Origin of the sequence: Streptomyces sp. TRM68416 (genome assembly GCF_014596915.1) — a bacterium.
Classification (GTDB): Bacteria; Actinomycetota; Actinomycetes; order Streptomycetales; family Streptomycetaceae; genus Streptomyces.
The window spans coordinates 189927-208817 of the sequence record NZ_JACVWU010000013.1 but is presented as its reverse complement, the minus strand read 5'-3'; the positions used below and the strand labels follow the sequence as shown (position 1 = coordinate 208817).

The 18891-nt window shown below is 73.4% G+C and carries 17 protein-coding genes; 7 read left to right on the top strand and 10 right to left on the bottom strand.

The features are described from left to right. Positions 1 to 29 precede the first annotated feature (29 nt). The 6 genes from ICC28_RS21960 (at position 30) to ICC28_RS21935 (ending at position 5661) form a co-directional block, all read left to right on the top strand. Positions 30 to 1187: an NAD(P)/FAD-dependent oxidoreductase gene (locus ICC28_RS21960; RefSeq protein ID WP_188290368.1), complete on the top strand. Its 1158-nt coding sequence runs from the start codon at positions 30 to 32 to the stop codon at positions 1185 to 1187. Continuing rightward, positions 1184 to 1486 carry a (2Fe-2S)-binding protein gene (locus ICC28_RS21955; RefSeq protein ID WP_188290367.1) on the top strand — a complete coding sequence of 101 codons (303 nt, stop codon included), beginning with the start codon at positions 1184 to 1186 and terminating at the stop codon, positions 1484 to 1486. The genes ICC28_RS21960 and ICC28_RS21955 overlap by 4 nt, the downstream gene beginning before the upstream one ends. Beyond that, positions 1476 to 2834, top strand: a complete 1359-nt coding sequence (locus ICC28_RS21950) for an NAD(P)/FAD-dependent oxidoreductase (RefSeq protein WP_188290366.1) — start codon at positions 1476 to 1478, stop codon at positions 2832 to 2834. Before ICC28_RS21955 ends, ICC28_RS21950 begins: the two co-directional genes overlap by 11 nt. A 76-nt stretch (positions 2835 to 2910) precedes the next feature. Further along, positions 2911 to 3807, top strand: coding sequence for a dihydrodipicolinate synthase family protein (locus ICC28_RS21945; RefSeq protein ID WP_188290365.1), 897 nt, complete (start codon positions 2911 to 2913; stop codon positions 3805 to 3807). Positions 3808 to 3818: 11 nt separating this feature from the next. Continuing rightward, a complete protein-coding gene (locus ICC28_RS21940) occupies positions 3819 to 4820 on the top strand; it encodes a proline racemase family protein (protein ID WP_188290364.1) in 1002 nt (333 codons plus the stop codon). Positions 4821 to 4968: 148 nt separating this feature from the next. Next, entirely contained in the window at positions 4969 to 5661 is a 693-nt protein-coding gene (locus ICC28_RS21935) for a GntR family transcriptional regulator (RefSeq protein ID WP_188290363.1), read from the top strand. A gap of 5 nt (positions 5662 to 5666) precedes the next feature. On the opposite strand, the gene ICC28_RS21930 is transcribed toward ICC28_RS21935, so the two are convergent. From ICC28_RS21930 to ICC28_RS21920, 3 genes are read right to left on the bottom strand one after another with little or no spacing between them, the layout of a single operon-like run. Next, entirely contained in the window at positions 5667 to 6581 is a 915-nt protein-coding gene (locus ICC28_RS21930) for a PDR/VanB family oxidoreductase (RefSeq protein ID WP_188290362.1), read from the bottom strand. Next, positions 6578 to 6733, bottom strand: coding sequence for a hypothetical protein (locus ICC28_RS21925; RefSeq protein ID WP_188290361.1), 156 nt, complete (start codon positions 6731 to 6733; stop codon positions 6578 to 6580). The genes ICC28_RS21930 and ICC28_RS21925 overlap by 4 nt, the downstream gene beginning before the upstream one ends. Continuing rightward, the gene (locus ICC28_RS21920) at positions 6730 to 7800 is read right to left on the bottom strand and encodes an aromatic ring-hydroxylating dioxygenase subunit alpha (protein ID WP_188290360.1); all 1071 of its coding nucleotides are present in this window, start codon (positions 7798 to 7800) and stop codon (positions 6730 to 6732) included. Before ICC28_RS21920 ends, ICC28_RS21925 begins: the two co-directional genes overlap by 4 nt. A gap of 227 nt (positions 7801 to 8027) precedes the next feature. Between ICC28_RS21920 and ICC28_RS21915 the strand changes: the two genes are divergently transcribed. Beyond that, positions 8028 to 8951 (top strand): NAD(P)/FAD-dependent oxidoreductase, encoded by a 924-nt coding sequence (locus tag ICC28_RS21915; protein WP_188290359.1) that lies wholly within the window; start codon positions 8028 to 8030, stop codon positions 8949 to 8951. Between the two features lie 178 nt (positions 8952 to 9129). Here the strand turns inward: ICC28_RS21915 and ICC28_RS21910 are convergent, their stop codons facing one another. From ICC28_RS21910 to ICC28_RS21880, 7 genes are read right to left on the bottom strand one after another with little or no spacing between them, the layout of a single operon-like run. Then, positions 9130 to 11136: a phosphopantetheine-binding protein gene (locus ICC28_RS21910; RefSeq protein WP_188290358.1), complete on the bottom strand. Its 2007-nt coding sequence runs from the start codon at positions 11134 to 11136 to the stop codon at positions 9130 to 9132. After that, positions 11133 to 12548, bottom strand: coding sequence for a class I SAM-dependent methyltransferase (locus ICC28_RS21905; protein ID WP_188290357.1), 1416 nt, complete (start codon positions 12546 to 12548; stop codon positions 11133 to 11135). Before ICC28_RS21905 ends, ICC28_RS21910 begins: the two co-directional genes overlap by 4 nt. Then, positions 12545 to 13939 carry a class I SAM-dependent methyltransferase gene (locus ICC28_RS21900; protein WP_317454059.1) on the bottom strand — a complete coding sequence of 465 codons (1395 nt, stop codon included), beginning with the start codon at positions 13937 to 13939 and terminating at the stop codon, positions 12545 to 12547. Before ICC28_RS21900 ends, ICC28_RS21905 begins: the two co-directional genes overlap by 4 nt. 28 nt (positions 13940 to 13967) lie before the next feature. Next, positions 13968 to 15488 (bottom strand): ABC transporter ATP-binding protein, encoded by a 1521-nt coding sequence (locus ICC28_RS21895; RefSeq protein ID WP_188290356.1) that lies wholly within the window; start codon positions 15486 to 15488, stop codon positions 13968 to 13970. Next, complete coding sequence (locus ICC28_RS21890) at positions 15485 to 16288, bottom strand: ABC transporter permease (RefSeq protein WP_188290355.1); 804 nt, start codon at positions 16286 to 16288, stop codon at positions 15485 to 15487. Before ICC28_RS21890 ends, ICC28_RS21895 begins: the two co-directional genes overlap by 4 nt. Next, a complete protein-coding gene (locus ICC28_RS21885; protein ID WP_317454058.1) occupies positions 16288 to 17229 on the bottom strand; it encodes an ABC transporter permease in 942 nt (313 codons plus the stop codon). Before ICC28_RS21885 ends, ICC28_RS21890 begins: the two co-directional genes overlap by 1 nt. Positions 17230 to 17288: 59 nt before the next feature. Next, entirely contained in the window at positions 17289 to 18857 is a 1569-nt protein-coding gene (locus ICC28_RS21880; RefSeq protein WP_188290353.1) for an ABC transporter substrate-binding protein, read from the bottom strand. Between the last annotated feature and the right edge of the window lie 34 nt (positions 18858 to 18891).

Genomic DNA, 18891 nt, shown 5'->3' with positions numbered 1-18891 from the left:
GAGAAGGGAACATGTGACATAGTACTGGCGTGAACAAGCGACTGACCTGCGACGTCGTGGTCGTCGGGGCGGGGATGGTGGGCGCGGCCTGCGCCCTGTACGCGGCCCGTGCCGGTCTCGACGTCCTGCTGGTGGACCGCGGCCCGGTGGCCGGCGGCACCACCGGAGCCGGTGAGGGGAACGTTCTCGTCTCCGACAAGGAGCCCGGCCCCGAACTCGACCTCGCCCTGCTGTCGGGCCGCCTGTGGGCCGAACTCGCCGAGGAGTTCGGCGAGGCCGTCGAGTACGAGGCCAAGGGCGGCCTCGTCGTGGCCTCCACCCCGGACGGGCTCGCCGCGCTGGAGCGGTTCGCCGACGGCCAGCGCGCCGTCGGGGTCCTCGCCGAACCGGTCGCGGGCGACGCCCTGTACGAGCTGGAACCCCACCTCGCCCCCGGCCTCCCGGGCGGCGTCCACTACCCGCAGGACAGCCAGGTGATGCCCGCCCTCGCGGCCGCCCACCTGATCCGCGCCTCCGGCGCCCGCCTGCTCACCGGCCGCACCGTCACCGAGGTCCTGCGCGGCCCCGACGGCGCGGTGCGGGGCGTGCGCACCGACCGCGGCGAGATCCACGCCCCGGCGGTCGTCAACGCGGCCGGCACCTGGGGCGGCGAGCTGGCCGCCCGGGCCGGCACTCACCTGCCCGTCCTGCCGCGCCGCGGCTTCGTCCTCGTCACCGAGCCCCTCCCGCGCCTGGTCCGCCACAAGGTGTACGCCGCCGACTACGTGGCCGACGTCGCCAGCGACTCGGCCGCCCTGCAGACCTCACCGGTCGTCGAGGGCACGGCGGCGGGCCCGGTGCTGATCGGTGCCAGCCGGGAACGCGTCGGCTTCGACCGCTCCTTCTCGCTGCCGGTCGTACGGGCGCTGGCGGCGGGCGCCACCCGGCTGTTCCCCGTCCTGGCGGACGCCCGCGCGATCCGCTCCTACGTCGGATTCCGCCCGTACCTGCCCGACCATCTGCCCGCCATCGGCCCCGACCCGCGGGTCCCCGGGCTGCTCCACGCCTGCGGGCACGAGGGCGCCGGCATCGGGCTCGCCACCGGCACCGGCCACCTGATCGCCCGGGCCCTGACCGGGAAGACACCCGGCCTGGACCCGGCCCCCTTCCGCCCCGACCGCTTCCCCGCGCCCGAGGAGGCCGCGTGAGAACACCGCTGGACCTGGCCGCGGCCCGCCCCGGACCCGCCTTCACGGTCACCCTCGACGGCCGGGAGATCGAGGCACTGCCCGGTCAGACCGTCGCCGCCGCGCTCTGGGCGGCCGGCGTCACCTCCTGGCGCACCACCCGCGGTGCGGGCCGGCCGCGCGGTGTCTTCTGCGGCATCGGCGTCTGCTTCGACTGCCTGGTGACCGTCAACGACCGCCCCAACCAGCGTGCCTGCCTGGTGCCATTGCGCCCTGGGGACGCGATCCGCACCCAGGAAGGGACGGGCCATGAGGACTGACCTCGCGGTACTCGGCGCGGGCCCGGCCGGGCTCGCCGCGGCCCTCGCGGCCGACGCGCGCGGCCTGCGCGTCACCCTCGTCGACTCGGCGGCGGAAGCCGGCGGACAGTTCTACCGGCAGCCCGCCGCCGCACTGCGCGCGAGCCGCCCGCAGGCGCTGCACCACCAGTGGCCGACCTGGCGGCGGCTCAGGGACGGACTGGCCGCAAGCGGCGTCGTTTTTCTGACGGACCATCATGTGTGGTGCGTGGAACGGAAGTCCGCCGGCTTCACCGTGCATGCCCTGCTCGGCCCCGAGCAGGAGGAGCCGGTCTCCGTGCACGCCGACGCCGTCCTCCTCGCCACCGGCGGCTACGAGCGGGTGCTGCCCTTCCCCGGCTGGACCCTCCCCGGAGTCGTCACCGCCGGCGGAGCCCAGGCCATGCTCAAGGGCGGTCTCGTGGTGCCGGGCCGCAGAGCCGTCGTCGCCGGGACCGGGCCGCTGCTGCTGCCCGTGGCGACCGGGCTCGCGGCGGCGGGCGTCGAGGTCGCGGCGCTCGTCGAGGCGGCCGACCCGGGGCGCCTCGCACGCTACGGCCCGGCCCTGGCCGCCAAGCTCCCCGAGGGCGCCGGATACGCGGCCCGCCTGCTGCGCCACCGCGTCCGCCTCCACACCCGCCACACGGTCGTACGCGCCCACGGAGAGGACCGCCTCACCGGAGTCACCGTCGCCGCCCTCGACGCCGACGGCCGTGTCCGGCCCGGCACCGAGCGGCACATCCCCTGCGACACCCTGGCCGTCGGGCACGGCATGCTCCCGCACACCGACCTCGCCGAGAGCCTCGGCTGCCGCCTGGACGGGCCGACCGTCGCCGTCGACGACGAGCAGCGCACCGACGTGCCCGGCGTGTGGGCGGCGGGGGAGTCCACCGGCATCGGCGGCGCGGCCCTCGCCCTGGCCGAGGGGCACATCGCCGGTGTCTCCGCCGCCGCCCGCCTGCGCGGTACGGCCCCCGAACCGGCGGCCGCCGCCCTCAAGTCCCTTTCCCGGCTACGGAGTTCGGCGGCGGCCCTGGACGCCGCCTACCCGCCCCCCGCGCACTGGGCCGACCAGGTCACCGACGACACCGTCGTCTGCCGCTGCGAGGAGGTCACCGCCGGTGCCGTCCGCGGGGCCGTCGAGGAACTCGGGGCGGGCGACCTGCGTACCGTGAAGCTGCTGACGCGCGCCGGGATGGGCTGGTGCCAGGGGCGGGTGTGCGGACCGGCGGTCGCCGGGCTCACCGGCTGCGAACCCACCCCGTCCCGGCGGCCGTTCGCCCGACCCGTGCCGCTCGGGGTGCTGGCGCGGGCGGGGGAGGGCGACTGAGCGCGGGCGCTCCGACCCGTATCCCCCAGGCCAGATTCAGTAAAATGTCACACTCTACGCAGATGGGACCCACCAGATGACCGCCACGCAGAACCGCCCCTGGCGCGGAGTCCTCGTCGCCACGGCCCTCCCGCTCGACGACGACCTCTCCGTGAACCACGACAAGTTCGCCGAACACTGCGCCTGGCTCGTCGAGAACGGCTGCGACGGCGTGGTGCCCAACGGCTCCCTCGGCGAATACCAGGTCCTCACCCCCGAGGAGCGCGCCAAGGTCGTCGAGACGGCCGTGGCCGCCGTCGGTGGCGAGCGCGTGATGCCCGGCGTCGCCGCCTACGGCTCCGCGGAGGCCCGCCGCTGGGCCGAGCAGGCGCGCGACGCGGGCTGTGCCTCGGTGATGCTGCTGCCGCCGAACGCCTACCGCGCCGACGAACGCTCCGTCCTCGCCCACTACGCCGAGGTCGCCAAGGCGGACATCCCGATCGTCGCCTACAACAACCCGATCGACACCAAGGTCGACCTCGTCCCCGAACTTCTCGCGCGCCTCCACGCCGAGGGGCACATCCACGCCGTCAAGGAGTTCTCCGGCGACGTCCGCCGCGCCTACCGGCTCGCCGAACTCGCGCCGGAACTCGACCTGTTGATCGGCGCCGACGACGTCCTGCTGGAACTCGCGATCGCCGGCGCCAAGGGCTGGGTGGCCGGTTACCCGAACGCGCTGCCGAGGTCCACCGTCGAGCTGTACCGCGCGGCCGTCGCCGGCGACCTGGACACCGCCAAGAAGCTGTACGAGCAACTGCACCCGCTGTTGCGGTGGGACTCCAAGGTCGAGTTCGTGCAGGCCATCAAGTTGTCCATGGACATCGTCGGCCGCCACGGCGGGCCCTGCCGACCGCCCCGGGTACCGCTGCTCCCCGAGCAGGAGACCGCCGTACGCACCGCCACCGAACAGGCCGTCGCCGCAGGGCTCGCGTAGGGAGACCGGTCATGCGCAGCAAACTCGTCCTGCACGCCGTCGACTCGCACACCGAGGGCATGCCCACCCGGGTGATCACCGGCGGCATCGGCACCATCCCGGGCGCCACCATGAACGAGCGGCGCCTGTATTTCCGCGAACACCGCGACACCGTACGGCAGTTCCTCATGAACGAGCCGCGTGGCCACGCGGCGATGAGCGGTGCGATCCTCCAGCCGCCCACCCGCCCCGACTGCGACTGGGGCGTGGTCTACATCGAGGTCTCCGGCTATCTGCCGATGTGCGGCCACGGCACCATCGGTGTCGCGACCGTGCTGGTGGAGACCGGGATGGTCGAGGTCGTCGAGCCGGTCACCACCATCCGGCTCGACACCCCGGCGGGCCTGGTCGTCGCCGAGGTGGCGGTCCAGGACGGCGCCGCGAAGGCCGTCACCCTGAAGAACGTGCCGTCCTTCTCCGTCGCCCTCGACCGCAAGATCACCCTGCCCGACGGGCGCACGGTGACATACGACATGGCATACGGGGGCAACTTCTACGCCATCCTGCCGCTGGAGCAGTTCGGACTGCCCTTCGACCGCTCCCGCAAGGACGACATCCTCCGCGCCGGGCTCTCCCTCATGGAGGCGATCAACGCCGAGGACGAACCCGTCCACCCCGAGGACCCCTCCATCCGCGGCTGCCACCACGTCCACCTCTACGCCCCCGGCGCCAGCGCCCGCCACTCACGGCACGCGATGGCCATCCACCCCGGCTGGTTCGACCGCTCACCCTGCGGCACCGGCACCAGTGCGCGCATGGCCCAGCTGCACGCCCGCGGCGAACTCCCGCTGCACACCGAGTTCGTCAACGAGTCCTTCATCGGCACCCGGTTCACCGGACGGCTGCTCGGCACCACGGAGGTGGCCGGCGTCCCTGCCGTGCTGCCCAGCTTCACCGGTCGTGCCTGGATCACCGGTACCGCGCAGTACCTGCTCGACCCGGCCGATCCGTTCCCGGCGGGGTTCGTCCTCTAGACCACGGGTGCCGGGTGCCGGTGCCGGGTGCTCGACGGGTGGGCGCCCGGCAGCCCGGTGCTCGGCAGTCCGGTGCCCGGCGCCCGCCGACTCGGGAATAATGGCGGGTGACGCGTGACATTGCATTGCACCAGCTAGGAGACGTCCCATGGCCGCCCAGTCCGTCGGCGCCCCGTCCGCCGCCGCTCCTGCCCTGCCCAGCCTGGGCGGCAAGAAGCGCAGCTACCGCGAGCGGGTCGCCGACGCCCTGCGGGCCGCGCTGATCGCCGGAGAGCTGCGCCCGGGCGAGGTGTACTCGGCCCCGACGCTCGCCGCCCGCTTCGGCGTCTCGGCCACCCCGGTGCGCGAGGCCATGCTGGACCTGGCCAAGGAAGGGCTGGTCGACACCGTGCCCAACAAGGGGTTCCGGGTCACGGTCGTCTCCGAGAAGCAACTCGACGAGTACAAGCACATCCGCGCGCTCATCGAGATCCCCACCGTGGTCGAGCTGGCCGGCACCGCCGACGCCGTCTCCCTGGAGGCACTGCGCCCGGCCGCCCGGGAGATCGTGCAGGCCGCGGTGGCCGGCGACCTCATCGGATACGTGGAGGCCGACACCCGCTTCCACCTCGGCCTGCTCGCCCTCGCCGGCAACGCGCACCTCGTCGAGGTCGTCGGCGACCTGCGCAAGCGCTCCCGGCTCTACGGCCTGACCGCCCTGGTGGAGGCGGGCCGCCTGATCGCCTCCGCCGAGGAGCACCTGGAGCTGCTCGACGCCCTGCTGGCCCGGGACGAACAGGCGGTGCGCGAGGTCATGACCCGTCACCTCGGTCACGTACGGGGCCTGTGGGCCGCCCACTGAGCGCGTCACAGGTCCAGCACGAGCCGTTTCCCGCGGCACCGCGAGACACAGATGAGCATGGTCTCACCGGCCTCGCGCTCGGCCGCGGTCAGGACCGAGTCCCGGTGGTCCGGCTCCCCCTCGACGACCTCGGTCTCGCAGGTCCCGCAGGTGCCCTCCGTACAGGAGTAGAGCACTTCGACACCGGTTCCCCGTACGGCGTCGAGCACGGAGACGCCGGGCGGCACGGTGACGGTACGACCGCTGCGCGCGAGGACGACGTCGAACTCGCCGTCCTCGCCGCGCTGTTGCTGCTTCGGCCGAAACCGCTCGACGTGCAGGACCCCTGCGGGGCACCGCTTCTCCACCGCGTCCAGCAGCGGTTCCGGACCGCAGCAGTAGACGAGGGTGCCGTCCGGAAGACCGTCGAGCGCGGACGCCAGGTCCAGCAGGCCGGTCTCGTCCTGTGGCGCGACGGTCACCCGGTCTCCGTACCGCTCCAACTCCTCCAGGAAGGCCATGGAGTTGCGGCTCCGTCCGCCGTAGAGCAGTCGCCATTCCGTGCCCGCCGTGGCGAGCATGGGCAGGATCGGGGTGATGCCGATGCCGCCCGCGATGAACAGATGGCCGGGGGCGGGGAGCAGCGCGAAGTGGTTGCGCGGGCCGCGGATGCGGACCTTGTCGCCCGGCCCCAACCGCTCGTGCACGAAGGCGGATCCACCCCGTCCGTCGGGTTCCCGCAGGACCGCGATCCGCCAGGAGGTGCGGTCGTCCGGGTTGCCGCACAGGGAGTACTGCCGCTCCAGGCCGGGCGCGAGCAGGAGGTCGACGTGGGCGCCGGGCTCCCATGCGGGGAGAGGCTCGCCCAGAGGATGCCGCAGGGTCAGGGCGATCACCCCGTCGGCGACGAACTCCCGGTGCTCGACGACGAGTTCGGTCATGAGTCGTGCCCTTCCGGATGGCCGAGCATCCACTCCCACATCTCGACCGGGTCCTCGGCCGTGTGCTCGGCACCGCAGTGACAGGTGCCGTGCAGGACATCGGTGCCCGGCAGCCAGTCGATGCGGTAGATCTCGCCGGTCCGCGCCGTCACAGGACCTGCTCCACGGGCTTGTCGCCCTCCTCGACCAGCCGGGCGAGGATGCGGCGGGCCGCCAGACCGCCGGTGTCGATGTTGATGCTCAGCTCCTGGTAGCCGTGCCGCTCGGTGCCGAGGGTGCGCTGCAGCAGGTTCAGGGCGTCGACGTCCTGCATGACCACGGTGTGGTTGTTGGCCCGCAGGAACTCGGTGACCTCGGCGTCGTCCGTCGCCCAGTCCCGGGACACCGCCCAGAAGTCGTACACCTTGCCGTCCCCGGACGGGGTGATCGCGTACGTGATCTCGGTGTGGAAGCCGCCCGGGTCGCTGCCGTCCGCCTCGGGCAGCACCCCGACCGGCGCGACCCTGCTGTGCAGCAGATAGAGGCAGGGCGCGTGGTACTCGATGTCCTGCCAGCGCATGATCCGGCCCGTGATGCCGGTCGACCGGGCGTAGAACGGCGGGCACGCGGCGTCGTCCATGTGCCGGCTCACCCGTACGATCCCCGCGCCCTCGTCGACCTCCGTGGTGATCGGCGTCTCGGCGACCTCGGGGGTGCCGATGTAACCGCCGTGCAGATACGTCTCGTGGGACAGGTCGAGCAGATTGTCGACGAGCAGGCCGTAGTCGCAGTCGATGGGTTCCATGCCGCGGACGGTGACCCAGCCGGGGGAGTCCAGGTGCCGGGCCCGCGGCACGGTCTGCGGATCGGCCAGCGCCGGGTCGCCGATCCACACCCAGATCAGCGAGTCCAGCTCGACCACGGGGTAGGAGGCGACGCGCGCGGTGCGGGGAACGCGCTTCTGCCCCGGCACGTAGACGCACGTCCCGGTCGTGTCGTAGGTGAACCCGTGATACCCGCACACGATCCGGTCGCCGTCCAGCCGGGTGGGCGCCTCCGACAGCGGATACCTGCGGTGCACACACCGGTCGTGCAGCACGACCGGCGTCCCGTCCTCCGCCGTCCGGTAGAGGACGAGCGGCTCCCCGAGAACCGTCCGGCCGAGCAACTCGCGTCCGACCTCGTGACTGTAGGCGGCGACGTACCACTGGTTCCTGGCGAAGGCGGTCATGTGAGGCATGGGGTTCCCGTCCCTGTCGGCGGGGCGTCGTCGCCCCGCGTGCCGTGGTTGGAAACAGGGTCCTGACGGCTGCGGCCGCCGTGCAAGGCGGCTTCTGCCAGGCGGAAGCGTCTCGCCGTGCGGGATCGCCCTTCGTTGGGCGTTACGGCCCCGTAAATGGAAGTGATAACTATTATCAGTAAGCCTGTCTGGCAGTAACGCCCCTTTGGACACAGCGGAGGAGAACGATGTCGTACGACGTACTCGTGGTCGGTGGAGGTCCGGCCGGGCTCAACGCGGCGCTGGTGCTCGGCCGCCAGCGGCGCAAGGTGCTGCTGCTCGACAGCGGCAGGCCGCGCAACGCGCCGGCCGCAGAGATGCACATGCTCCTCAGCCGGGACGGCTTTCCCCCGGCGGAGCTGCGCCGCATAGGCCGTGAACAGCTCGCCGTGTACCCGAGCGTGGAGATCCGTGAGGCTCTGGTGACGGCGGCGGAGGCGGAGGAGGGCCGGTTCCTGCTGACGCTCGCGGACGGTGGGCGGGTGTCGGGCCGCAAGGTGATCGTCGCCACCGGCCAGGTCGATGTGCTGGAGGAGGTGGAGGGGCTGAGTGAGCTCTTCGGCCGGGGTGTCTATCACTGCCCCTTCTGCCATGGCTGGGAGACCCGGGGAATGAAGCTCGCCGTGCTCGGTCACGAATTCCCCCAGGTCATGCAGGCGTTGTACGTGGCCGACCGGTTCAGCGACGACGTGGTGGTGTGCACGAACGGGCATCCGGTGCCCGAGCAGGCGGCGGGCAAGCTCGCCGAGGCGGGGATCGCCGTCGACGAGACACAGGTTTCCCGGATCGAGGGCAAGGAGGGCGAGGTCCGCCTCGTCCTGGCGGACGGACGGGTCATCGAGCGGCAGGCCGTGTACCACCGTGCGCCGACCCGCCAGCACTCCTCGCTCGCCGAACAGCTCGGCTGCCGGACACTGCCCGACGGCTGCGTCCGCGTGGACGAGTTCCAGCGCACGAGCGTGCCCGGTGTCTACGCCGCCGGCGACGCCGCCCGGCTGGAGGCGCTGCCGGACGCGCTGACGTTCGTGGTCACGGGGGCTGCCGACGGTGCGCGTGCCGCGGTCTGGCTGGAGCAGGAGCTGTTCCGGCAGGACGCGGGGCTCGGCAGCTGATCCGGTCCGCCGAGCCAGTCCGCCGATCCGGCCCGCTGATCCGGTCCGCCGAGTCGGCCCGCTGGTCCGGTCGGCCGGTCCGGCCCGCTGATCCGGTCGGCCGGTCCGGTCTGCCGGTCCGGTTCGCGGCGGGAGCATCCGGGGCATCCGGGTGCTCCCGCCGCGAGCGGTCCGACCGTCAGCCCTGCGCGGTCGGCGACAACTCACGTACCGCATCGGCGAGACCGGCCACCGTGGGGTGCTCCAGGAAGCGGCGCGGCGTCACCCTGCCGACCCCCTGGCGGGCCAGCACGCCGAGCATGCGGACCGCAAGGAGCGAATCCCCGCCCAGTGCGAAGAAGTCCGCCGCTCTGTCGGTCACCGCGCATCCGAGCAACTGGGCCCACTCGGCCGCGATGGCCAGTTCGAGCTCGTCACGCGGAGCTCCCGGCTCCTCGTCGGTCCCGCCCTGTGACAGCGGGACGGACAGCCGTCCGCCCGTGCCGCCGCTGTCCGACTGCGGCGCGTCCAGCTCCGCCGGCAGGATGACCGGTGCCGACCAGCCCTCCCTCGCCACGAGGGATTCGACGGTGCGCGTCACGTCCTGGAACATCCGGTCCACGTCCTCGGCGGCGAAGAGCTCCTCCACCAGGGAGAAGACGACGACGAGTTCGCCGCGCAGCTCGAAGAAGCGCGCTTCGAGGGCGACCTGGGGGGTTCTCAGCTGCTGGTGGTGGCTCAGCAGATCGATCCGCCCCAAGGGACCCGCCTCGTGCGGGACTTCGCTGCCCAGGGCCGCGTCCACGCCGAGGGTGCTCTGGAAGACGACGGGTGCGACCGGACGCCGGGTGCCGCGGCGGCGGCCCAGCTCACGGGAGACCTCCACCCCGGTGATCAGGTTGTGCGCGAGGGCGTCGCCCGTGGCCCGCTGAGCGCTGACGGCCAGATCGGCGAAGGCGGGGTTCTCCGGCAGCTCGACCGGCATGAGCGTGGTGGACGAGAAGGCGCCCACCAGGCGGGGCACGTCCGGATGCAGCGGAAGCCGGTTCAGTTGAAGGGTGTTGAGCAGGAAGCGCCGGTGTCCGCAGGCGCGGGCCACGGCGGCGGAGAACACCGCGAACATCGCGGCCGACGGCGTGACACCGTGCTCGGCGCAGTGGGCGCGCAGCGCGGCCCACCGCTCGGCGTCGAGCACGGCCTGCCGCGTGCCCATCAACGCCGGCCGCACCTCGGCCGGATCTGCCGTGAGAGGCAGCGCCGGAGGTAGCGGGAAGGAGTCGAGACGGTCCCACCACCAGTCCCGGTCCTGACGCCACTGCTCGGTGTCGGACAGGCCGCGCAGGCTGGTGACGTAGTCCCCGAAGTCGACCTCCAGCGGGGCGAGGACGGCGTTGTAGTCGGAGACGAGGGCGAAAAGGTCCCGGTAGAAGACGCCGGACGACCAGCCGTCGATGATCAGCAGACTGGTGGAGGAGTGCAGCCGGGCCCGCTGCCCGGGAAGCAGGGTGAGCCGCATGTCGAGTCCGCAGCCCACGGCGGGGTCGGGGCCCTCGGTGCTCATCTCCCGCCGTATCTCCGCGAGTTTGATGGCGATCTCCTCCTCCCCCGCGGTGCCCAGATCGGTCGTCCGCAGCCGCGGCATGGCGTCGGGATCGTCGAGCGGGAGGATCCGCTGCGTGCCGTCGGGCAGGATGCGGGCCCGGAGCATCGACTGGTGCTCCGCCAGGCGCTCCAGCGCGTCTTGGAGCGCCTCGACGATCTCGTCGCCGTCGATGTCCTCCAGGCCGATGTCCACGTAGTGGTGCGCGGAACGGTAGGACAGCTCCCAGGCGTCCTGCTGGCCGACGAAGTACCCCTGCTGGAGCGGCAGCAGTGGGAAGGGCGCCTCCGGATCGTCGCGCCGTTCGATGTCCAGGTCCAGGCTGCGCGGTACGCCGCTGCCCGCGGTGCCCCGCTCGTGGACGAGCGCCGCGAGACGGGCCGCGGTGTGCTCGACGCGTACGTCCGACAGGGCGAGGTTCACCCCGAGGCGCTTGCGGATCACCGCTGCCATGCGGACGGCGAGGACGGAGTCGCCGCCCAGGCTGAGGAAGCTGGCGTCGTCCGGTACGGACGCGGTGTCGGTGTCGAGGACGTCGGCCCAGACACCCCGCACGGCCCGGACGACGTCGTCGGGGACGACGGGAAGCGAGGCGGAGGTGGTCAACTGGTCGCTCCAGAGGTGGTGATGGACGGTACGCGGTCCACGGCGTGGACGCGGACGGGACGCGTGGCCCCGGGCAACTGCGCGAGCGCCCGTGCGACCCGGTCGGGATCGGGCCGGCCGTGGCCCGGGCGGGGGCGGCCCGCGACGACGTGCTGGCCCAGGTCGGTCAGGGGGTGGCCGGCAGGCGGCAGGACGGGCAGGGGCCGGAACCCGGCCGCGTCGAGCTGCCCCGCCCACTCCGCCTCGGTGAGGAACACCCGGTCCTGCCCGGCCCGCAGATCGGTGAACCAGCGCTCCTCGTCGGGGTGCGGCGACATCAGCAGGTACATCGAGGTGAGTGCCTGGTAGTGCTCCCTGCAGGACTCGACGAGCACCAACAGGCCGTCCGGCGCCAGGAGTTCGCGCAGGGCCGCGAGTGCGCGGCCCACGTGGCGGGCGTTGTGCAGGACGTTCGCGGCGAGGATCACGTCGTGAGAGGCAGGGGTCAGGCCCTGCGCCACGGGATCGGCGTTGATGTCGAACAGGGCCCGGCGCAGCCCGGGTTGGGTGCCGAAACGGGCCCGTGCGGCCTGGAGGAAGAACCGGGACACATCCGTGAAGAGGTAGTCGACCGGGGTGGAGCCCAGAGCACTCAGGACCGCCTCCGTCGTGCCGCCCACCCCCGCCCCTGCCTCCAGCACGCGCAGCGGCCGGCCGCCGCCCTCCCGGCGCCGGGCCTCGTGGGCGATCAGCTCGGCGGCGGCGTGGTTGGCCCATCGACTCTGCGCGCTGTCGCGGTAGTTGCCCTCGGCGGTGTCCGTCTCTCCCTGCGGGAAGAGCACCTCGTGCAGGCTCGTACGGTCCTGCAGGAGCAGCGGGAGCCGGTCGGCCGCCGCGAGGAAGAACCGGGTCATGGACTCGGGGTAGCCCATGCCGTCGCGTGCCTCGTCGAGGGTGCGGCGGGCGCGGGCGTACTCCGCACGGTCGGGTGCGGTCAGCTCCCGGTAGTGGCCCGTGGCCGGGTCGTGGCCGAGCCGCCCTTCGGCGGTCAGGGTGCGCAGCCAGCGCCGTACGATCCACGCGTGACGGGGCGCGGTGCCCAGTGCGGTCACGACGTCGGCGGCCGTGCGCCCCGCGTGGGTACGGAAGAGGCGGGTGCGGTCCAGGACGCGGGCCATGGTCAGCAGGGCGGTCTCGTCCAACAGGCGCATCAGGGGCGGGAGTTCGGTGAGATCGGTTCCGGTGACGGCCGCGTCGCCGGAGGCGGCGGCCGCCGCGACGGCCTTCTCGTCCTCGGCGTGTACGGCGTCGTCCACCGCGCCGTCGGCCGGACCGGCAACGAGGAGAGTGTCGCCGGTGCTGCCCGGCACCACCTGCCAGGCACCCACCTCGGGCAGGGTGGAGAGAGCCTCGGCGAGGGGCGCGGATGTCATCGGACCGCCCCCTTGGGCGCGTCGTCCACCACGATCCTCGGCAGTACCGTGCCCGGCTGCGTGCGGCGCAGGTGATCGCGCAGGACTTCCGGCAGCCGACGCTGTACGAACGCGGGCAGCGGCTCGTGGGCCAGACGTCCCACGGGTGCCCGGAGCGAGCGGGCGGTCGCCGCCGTGGCGCGGTCGGCCGGTGCGGCGACGGCGAGCATCCGGGGGTCGCCCGCGTCGAGCAGCACGGCGGCGTCCGTGCCGGTCAGAGCCTGGCGCAGGTCATGGGGCGTGACGGCGTCCGGAGCGTCGGTGAGGAGGGCGTTGGGGATGCCGTGCAGCACGACGGGCCCGGCCGACAGCGCCTTCCGCAGCAGGACCGCCAGCGGCTCGCTGCCCCGTCCCGGCCACGGCAGTTGGCGTGTCTCGGACACGGCCGCGGTGCCCGGGGCGGGGCCGACGTGGAGCACCAGGTCGTAGCGGTACCGGGTGAGTTCCGAGTCGTACGCCATCGTGCGGGCGTGCACGCTCATCCGGACGGTTCGGGAGTGGGCGGCCAGGATCCGCTGCACGGCCGCGGGGGCGAAGGAGAGTTCCCGGTCCTCGGCCACGGCCGACGCGACCCGCGCGGCGATGTCCGCGTCGGCCGCCTCGGGATCGCGGGCCCGTTCCACCCGGCCGAAGTGGTCCTCAAGGAGTCCCGCGTGGCGGATGTCGCCGACGATCACCGTCCCGCCGTCCTCCACCACGGTGAGCGCACTGTGCAGGAAGGCGCTCAGGTACGCGAGGTCGGGGAAGCACTGGGTGACGGAGTTGAGCAGGACGCAGTCGGGTCGTACACCGGCCCCGAAAACCTGCTCCATCGCCTGCCGCACCGGCGGTGTCTCGGTCTCGTGGGCGGCCGCGCGGACGAAGGCGGCGCGGGGCAGGCCGGCGCCGCTCAGGCGGTCGACCGCCACGGCCGCCACGTCCGTACCGACATAGCCCTCCAGGCGGGGCGCCAGTCGGTGTGCCAACAGGCCGGTGCCGCAGCCGAGTTCGAGGAGACGGTTGGGGCCCTGGGCGAGGACGAGCCCGACCGTACGGTCGACCCAGTCGCGCATGTGGGCGGTCGGCAGGGGTTCTCCGGTGTCGGAGGCGCGCCAGCCGGACAGGTCCAGATCACCGGCATGCCGGCCCTCGGCCGTCTCGTACGTCCACTCGTACACCTCCTCCCAGTGCGCGAGGTGTTCGCCCACCAGAGGACCGGGGGTGGGCAGCGCGGCCGTCGCGCGCGGATGGGGTGTGACCAGCAGGACGCCGTCGGGGGTGAGGCGGGCCTCGGACACCCAGGGGTGGGCGGCGGCCAGGGCGGCGATCCGCTGCTCGGCGACGGCTGTCGTATCGGTGGTCTCATCGGGCACGGGGAGGCTCCGTTCGGTGCGTGCGGGGTTACGCCGGCGCGGCGGACAGGTCGGCGTGGGGGACGGGGATCAGACGGCCGTCGCGCAGCGCCAGTACGGCGTCCGCGTGTGCGGCCAGGGCCGGGTCGTGGGTGACGGCCAGGATCGCGGTGCCCGTCTCCCGGATCCGGTCGAGCAGATCGAGCACGGACCGGCCGGTGTCGGGATCGAGCGACGCGGTGGGCTCGTCCAGCAGCAGGACGTCGGGTCGCGCGGCCAGGGCGCGGGCGAGGACGACCCGCTGCCGCTGGCCACCGGAGAGCAGCTGCGGGCGGCGCCCGGCGCTGCCGGGAGGCAGTCCGACGGCCGCGAGGAGCGTCCGTGCCTCGGCGAGCGCGGCGTCCCGGCCCAGACCGTGCAGCACGGACAGCGGCCTTGCCACGGCCCGGTCCACGCGGTGGGCCGGGTTGAGCTCGTCGACCGCGCTCTGTCCGGCGAGCTGGACGGCACGCAGCTGGTCGCGGCTGCGGTGCTCGGTGGCCGCGGGCAGCGGCGCGCCGTGCAGCGACAGTGTTCCGGCGGTTGCGGGGCGGCGTCCGACGAGTGCGTGCAGGAGCGTCGTCTTGCCGGTGCCGGAGGGGCCGACCACGGCGGTGACGCTGCCCTCGGTCAGGTCCAGCTCGCCGTCTTCCAGGAGCACTGTTCCGTCGGGGGTGGTCAGTGCCAGGCCGCGGGCGGTGAGCGGGGCATTTCTCTTTCCCCGATCCCGGCCCTTCAGGAAACCGGGGGCTGTGCCCCCGGACCCCCCTGTGGGGGTTGCGATTCGGCTGCGGGTTGTGTGTGGCTGGTCGCGCAGTTCCCCGCGCCCCTTTCGGGGCGCTGTCGTGACGCGGAGTGTTGCATCCGCCAGGTCGCCGAAGAGGTTCGCGTCGTGGGTCACCACGAGCACGCATCGGCCCGGCGTGCCGCGCCGGGCCGCTACGGCCCGGGTCACCAGGGACGCCGTCTCCGCGTCCATGGCCGACGTCGGCTCGTCCAGGACGAGCAGCGGGGGGTCCGCGGCCAACGCGCGGGCCAGCGCGACCCGTTGGGCCTGGCCGCCGGAGAGTTCGCCCGCCCGGCGCGCGGCGGTTTCGGGCGGCAGGCCGAGCAGATCGAGTTGCTCGGCGACGCGCGAGGCTCTGGCGGCGCGGTCTACCGCGAGGTCCTCGCCGATCAGGCGGTCGACGCGCCACAGCGGATGGAGCGAGGCGCCGGGGTCCTGGCCCAGTCGGCCGCACCGGGAACGACGCCATGTCCGGGCGGGGCGGCCCGGTGTCACGGGCGTACCCTGCCAGCGCACGGTTCCGGCTGTCCGGCGCAGTCCCGGCGGGAGAGTGTCCAGGAGGGCGTGGAGCAGTGTCGTCTTGCCCGACCCCGACGGGCCGGTGATGACGACCACCTGTCCGGACTCGACGCGCAGACCGGTGGGCGGCAGGACGACGACGCCGTCCGACCCCCGGCACACCGTCATTCCGTCCGCCGTGAGCAGCGGTGACCCGCTCACCGGGGTTCCGTTCACCGAGGTCATACGACGTACGCCTTTCCCCGCCCCGCCCGGTGTGCCGCGGCGGCCAGCGCCCAGGCGCAGCCCGCGAGCAGCACGGCGGGTGCGAGCAGCGCCGCCGGATTGAGCGCGGCGCCCGGAAGGTTCTCGGTGAGCATCAATGCCCAGTCCGGTTGCGGCGGTTGGGGGCCGAGCCCCAGGACGGCCAGGGCCGAGGCGATCTGCAGCGCGGTCACCAGGCGCAGCCCCGCATCGGCCGTCACCAGGCCACGCAGGGCCGGCAGCACCTCGCGGGCGAGAACGGACGCCGTTGTCTCGCCCCGCTCCAGGGCCGCCCGCACATGGCCGCGGGAGCGCAGGTCAGCCGCTTCACCGGCCACCAGCCGGGCGGTGAGCGGTGTGCCGCTGAGCACCGACGCGACCACCACCGCCGTCCCGCCGGGCAGGGTGACGGCGAGGACGAGGGCGAGGACCAGTGCGGGCACGGACAGCAGCAGGTCGCACAGCCAGAACACGGAGCGGGCGACGCGCCCGCCGGTCCACCCGGCGGCCAGGCCGAGCGCGGTACCGCAGATCACGGCCACCACCGCGGCCAGCAGCGACACGGCGAGGAGTTCGGTGCCCCCGTACAGCACACGCGACAGCACGTCGCGGCCGAGGCTGTCCGTCCCGAGGAGGGCGTCGGAGCCCGGCGGGGACCAGGGCGGGCCGACCGGCTGGTGCGGGTCGTGCGGGGCGACGTACCGCCCCAGCAGCACCAGCACGGCCGTCGCCCCGACGGCGGCCACCGCGGGGGTGAGCGAACGGGCCCTCGAGGAGCGCATCAGGCTCTCCCTCCGGCAGCGGCCGGGACGGCCGGGCTCCCGCCCACGTCCGCGCGCCCGGCCCGTCCCGCGGGACGTACGGCGGCACGGGCGTCGAGGCGATCGGCGACGAGCATGCACAGCAGCAGCACGACGACCGGCGCCAGCGCGGCGGCCTGCACGACGGGTACGTCGCGGACGGCGACCGCGGACACCAACAGGCTTCCGGTGCCGGGGTAGCCGAACATCGTCTCCACCACAGCCGTGCCCGCCATCAGCCCGCCGGCCACGAGCGCGGTCACCCGCAGCGCCGGGACCAGCAGGAAGGGCAGGACGTGCCGGACGAGCACGAGGCCGGGTGGCAGGCCCCGCATGCGGGCGTCGTCCACGTGCGGGCGGCGCAGGGTGTCCAGGAGCGTTCCGCGCAGGAGTGCGGTGGCGTACGCGGCCGAGGGCAACGCCAGCGTGAGCGCGGGCAGCACCAGCGCCCGCGGCGCGTCGAACGGTGAACCTCCGGGCGGCAGCAGGGACACGGCGGGCAGCCAGCCGAGGATCCCGGCGAGGACCGTGCCGAGCACGGCCGCGTGCACCGACTGCGGTACCGCCGCGAGCCCGGTCGCCGCCGCGCCGCCGCGCCCGCCGCGCAGGAACGTCACGCCCAGGGCGAGAGCGGTGAACACCGCCGTGACGGCCAGCGAGCAGGCGACGAGGACGGCTGTGGCGGGCAGCCGCTCGGCGAGCAGGTCGCCCACGGCGCGGCCGCTGACCAGGGACCGGCCGAGATCGCCGCGGACGGCACCGTACAGCCAGTCGAGATGGCGGACGAGGGCCGGCCGGTCGAGGCCGAGCCGGTCCCGTTCGTCCGCGCGTTCCTGCTCCGTCGCCCGTCCCGCGCCGCGGACGTCGCTCGCGTCGCCGGGCAGCAGCGCGGTGGCGGCGAACACCACGGCCGTCGCCGCCACGGTCAACAGGACCGTCCGAAGGAACGGGCGAAGGAACGGGCGAAGGAACGGGCGGAGGGTCACTTGGCCATCCAGACCTGGTCGACGAACATCCGCTGGAAGCCGGGACCGGTGGGCAGTCCCCGTACGCCGTGGGCGGCGAGGTCGAGGCCGTCGCCGGTGCCCCACACGACGTATCCGCCGTCCTTCCACAGGTCCCGCTGGATTCCGGCGAGGAGGTCGTTGCGGCGGTCGGTGTCGAGCGTTCCCATCGCCCGGGTGAAGCCGGCGTCGAACTCCTCGTTCTTCCAGGCGGTTTCGTTGGTGGGGGAGGCCGAGAGCAGGCTCACGCGCACCAGGTCGGGGAAGGAGATGCCGCCGTAATAGCCCGTGTAGAACGCCTTCTTGGCGTACACGGCCGTCCAGTAGGTGTCGGCGGGTTCCACCTTGACCTCGGCCTGCACGCCGATCTCCGAGAGCTGGCGCGCGTAGAGGGTGGCCGCGGTGTCCATGCCGGGGTACGCGGTGGTGGTGTGCAAGGTGACGTTCAGTCCGTCGGCGTGGCCCGCCCGCTCGAGCAACTCCTTGGCCTTCGCGAGGTCGCGGCGGCGTTGCGGAAGACCGTCGGGGTACGAGGGGTCGTACGGGGTGGGCAGGTCGTTGGCGATGTCCCCGTATCCCAGGAAGACGGTGTCCACGAGGGCCTGACGGTCCGTTGCCAGACGGAACGCCTCCCTGACCCTCGGATCGTCGAACGGTTCCGTGTCCGTGCGCATGATGAACGGGTACTCGGTGACGCCCTTGCGCCGTATGACCTGCGGTCCGGAGTCGCCCGCGCTCTTGACCGCGGCGGGGCTCACGCTCCCCGCGACGTCGGCCTGGCCCGACAGGACCGCGTTGGCGCGGGCCTGCGGGTCGGCGAGGGCCTGGATCTCCAGCCGGTCCAGATGCGGGCGGGGCCCCCACCAGCCGTCGTTGCGGACCAGTACGGCGGTCTGCGCCCCGGAGGAGCGCACCGTGAAGGGGCCGGAGCCCGGGACCGCCTTGGTGAAGTCCTTGTCCGTGGTGCCCTCGGGCACGACGAAGCTGATGGACTCGAGCGCGTTGGCCGCCTGCGCCATGGGAGCGCGGGTGGCCAGGACCACGGTGTGGTCGCCGTCCGCCCTGGACGCCTTCATGTCGAAGTCGGCGAGCCGGCCGTAGTTCTCGGCGGCCTTGGCGGCGATGCGGCGCAGGGAGTACAGCACGTCGTCGGCGCGTACCGGGCGGCCGTCGGTGAACTTCGCGTCGTCGCGGAGCGTGAACGTCCAGCGGTCCAGGGCCTTGTTCGGCTTCCAGGACGTGGCGAGGCGCGGTGCGGGCTCGCCGTCCTTGCCCGGGAGGGTCAGGACGTCGTAGGTGAGGGCGAAGCGCAGCACGTCGGACTCGTTTCCGAGGCCGCCGTGCGGATCGTTGCTCGCCGTGGCGGGCGAACCGGACACGGCGTAGCGGAGGGTTCCGCCGTCGACGGGCTGCCGGTCGGCGGACGCCGCCGGGGCCTGGGCGTCGTCGGACGACGAGCAGCCGGTGAGCAGCAGGAGCCCGGCGGTGGCGGTGGCGAGCGTCGCGCGCAGGACATGCGGCTTCCGCGGAAGGGTGTTGGGTCTCATCGTTCTTTCCGGGTCGGGAGGCGTGGCCGGGTCG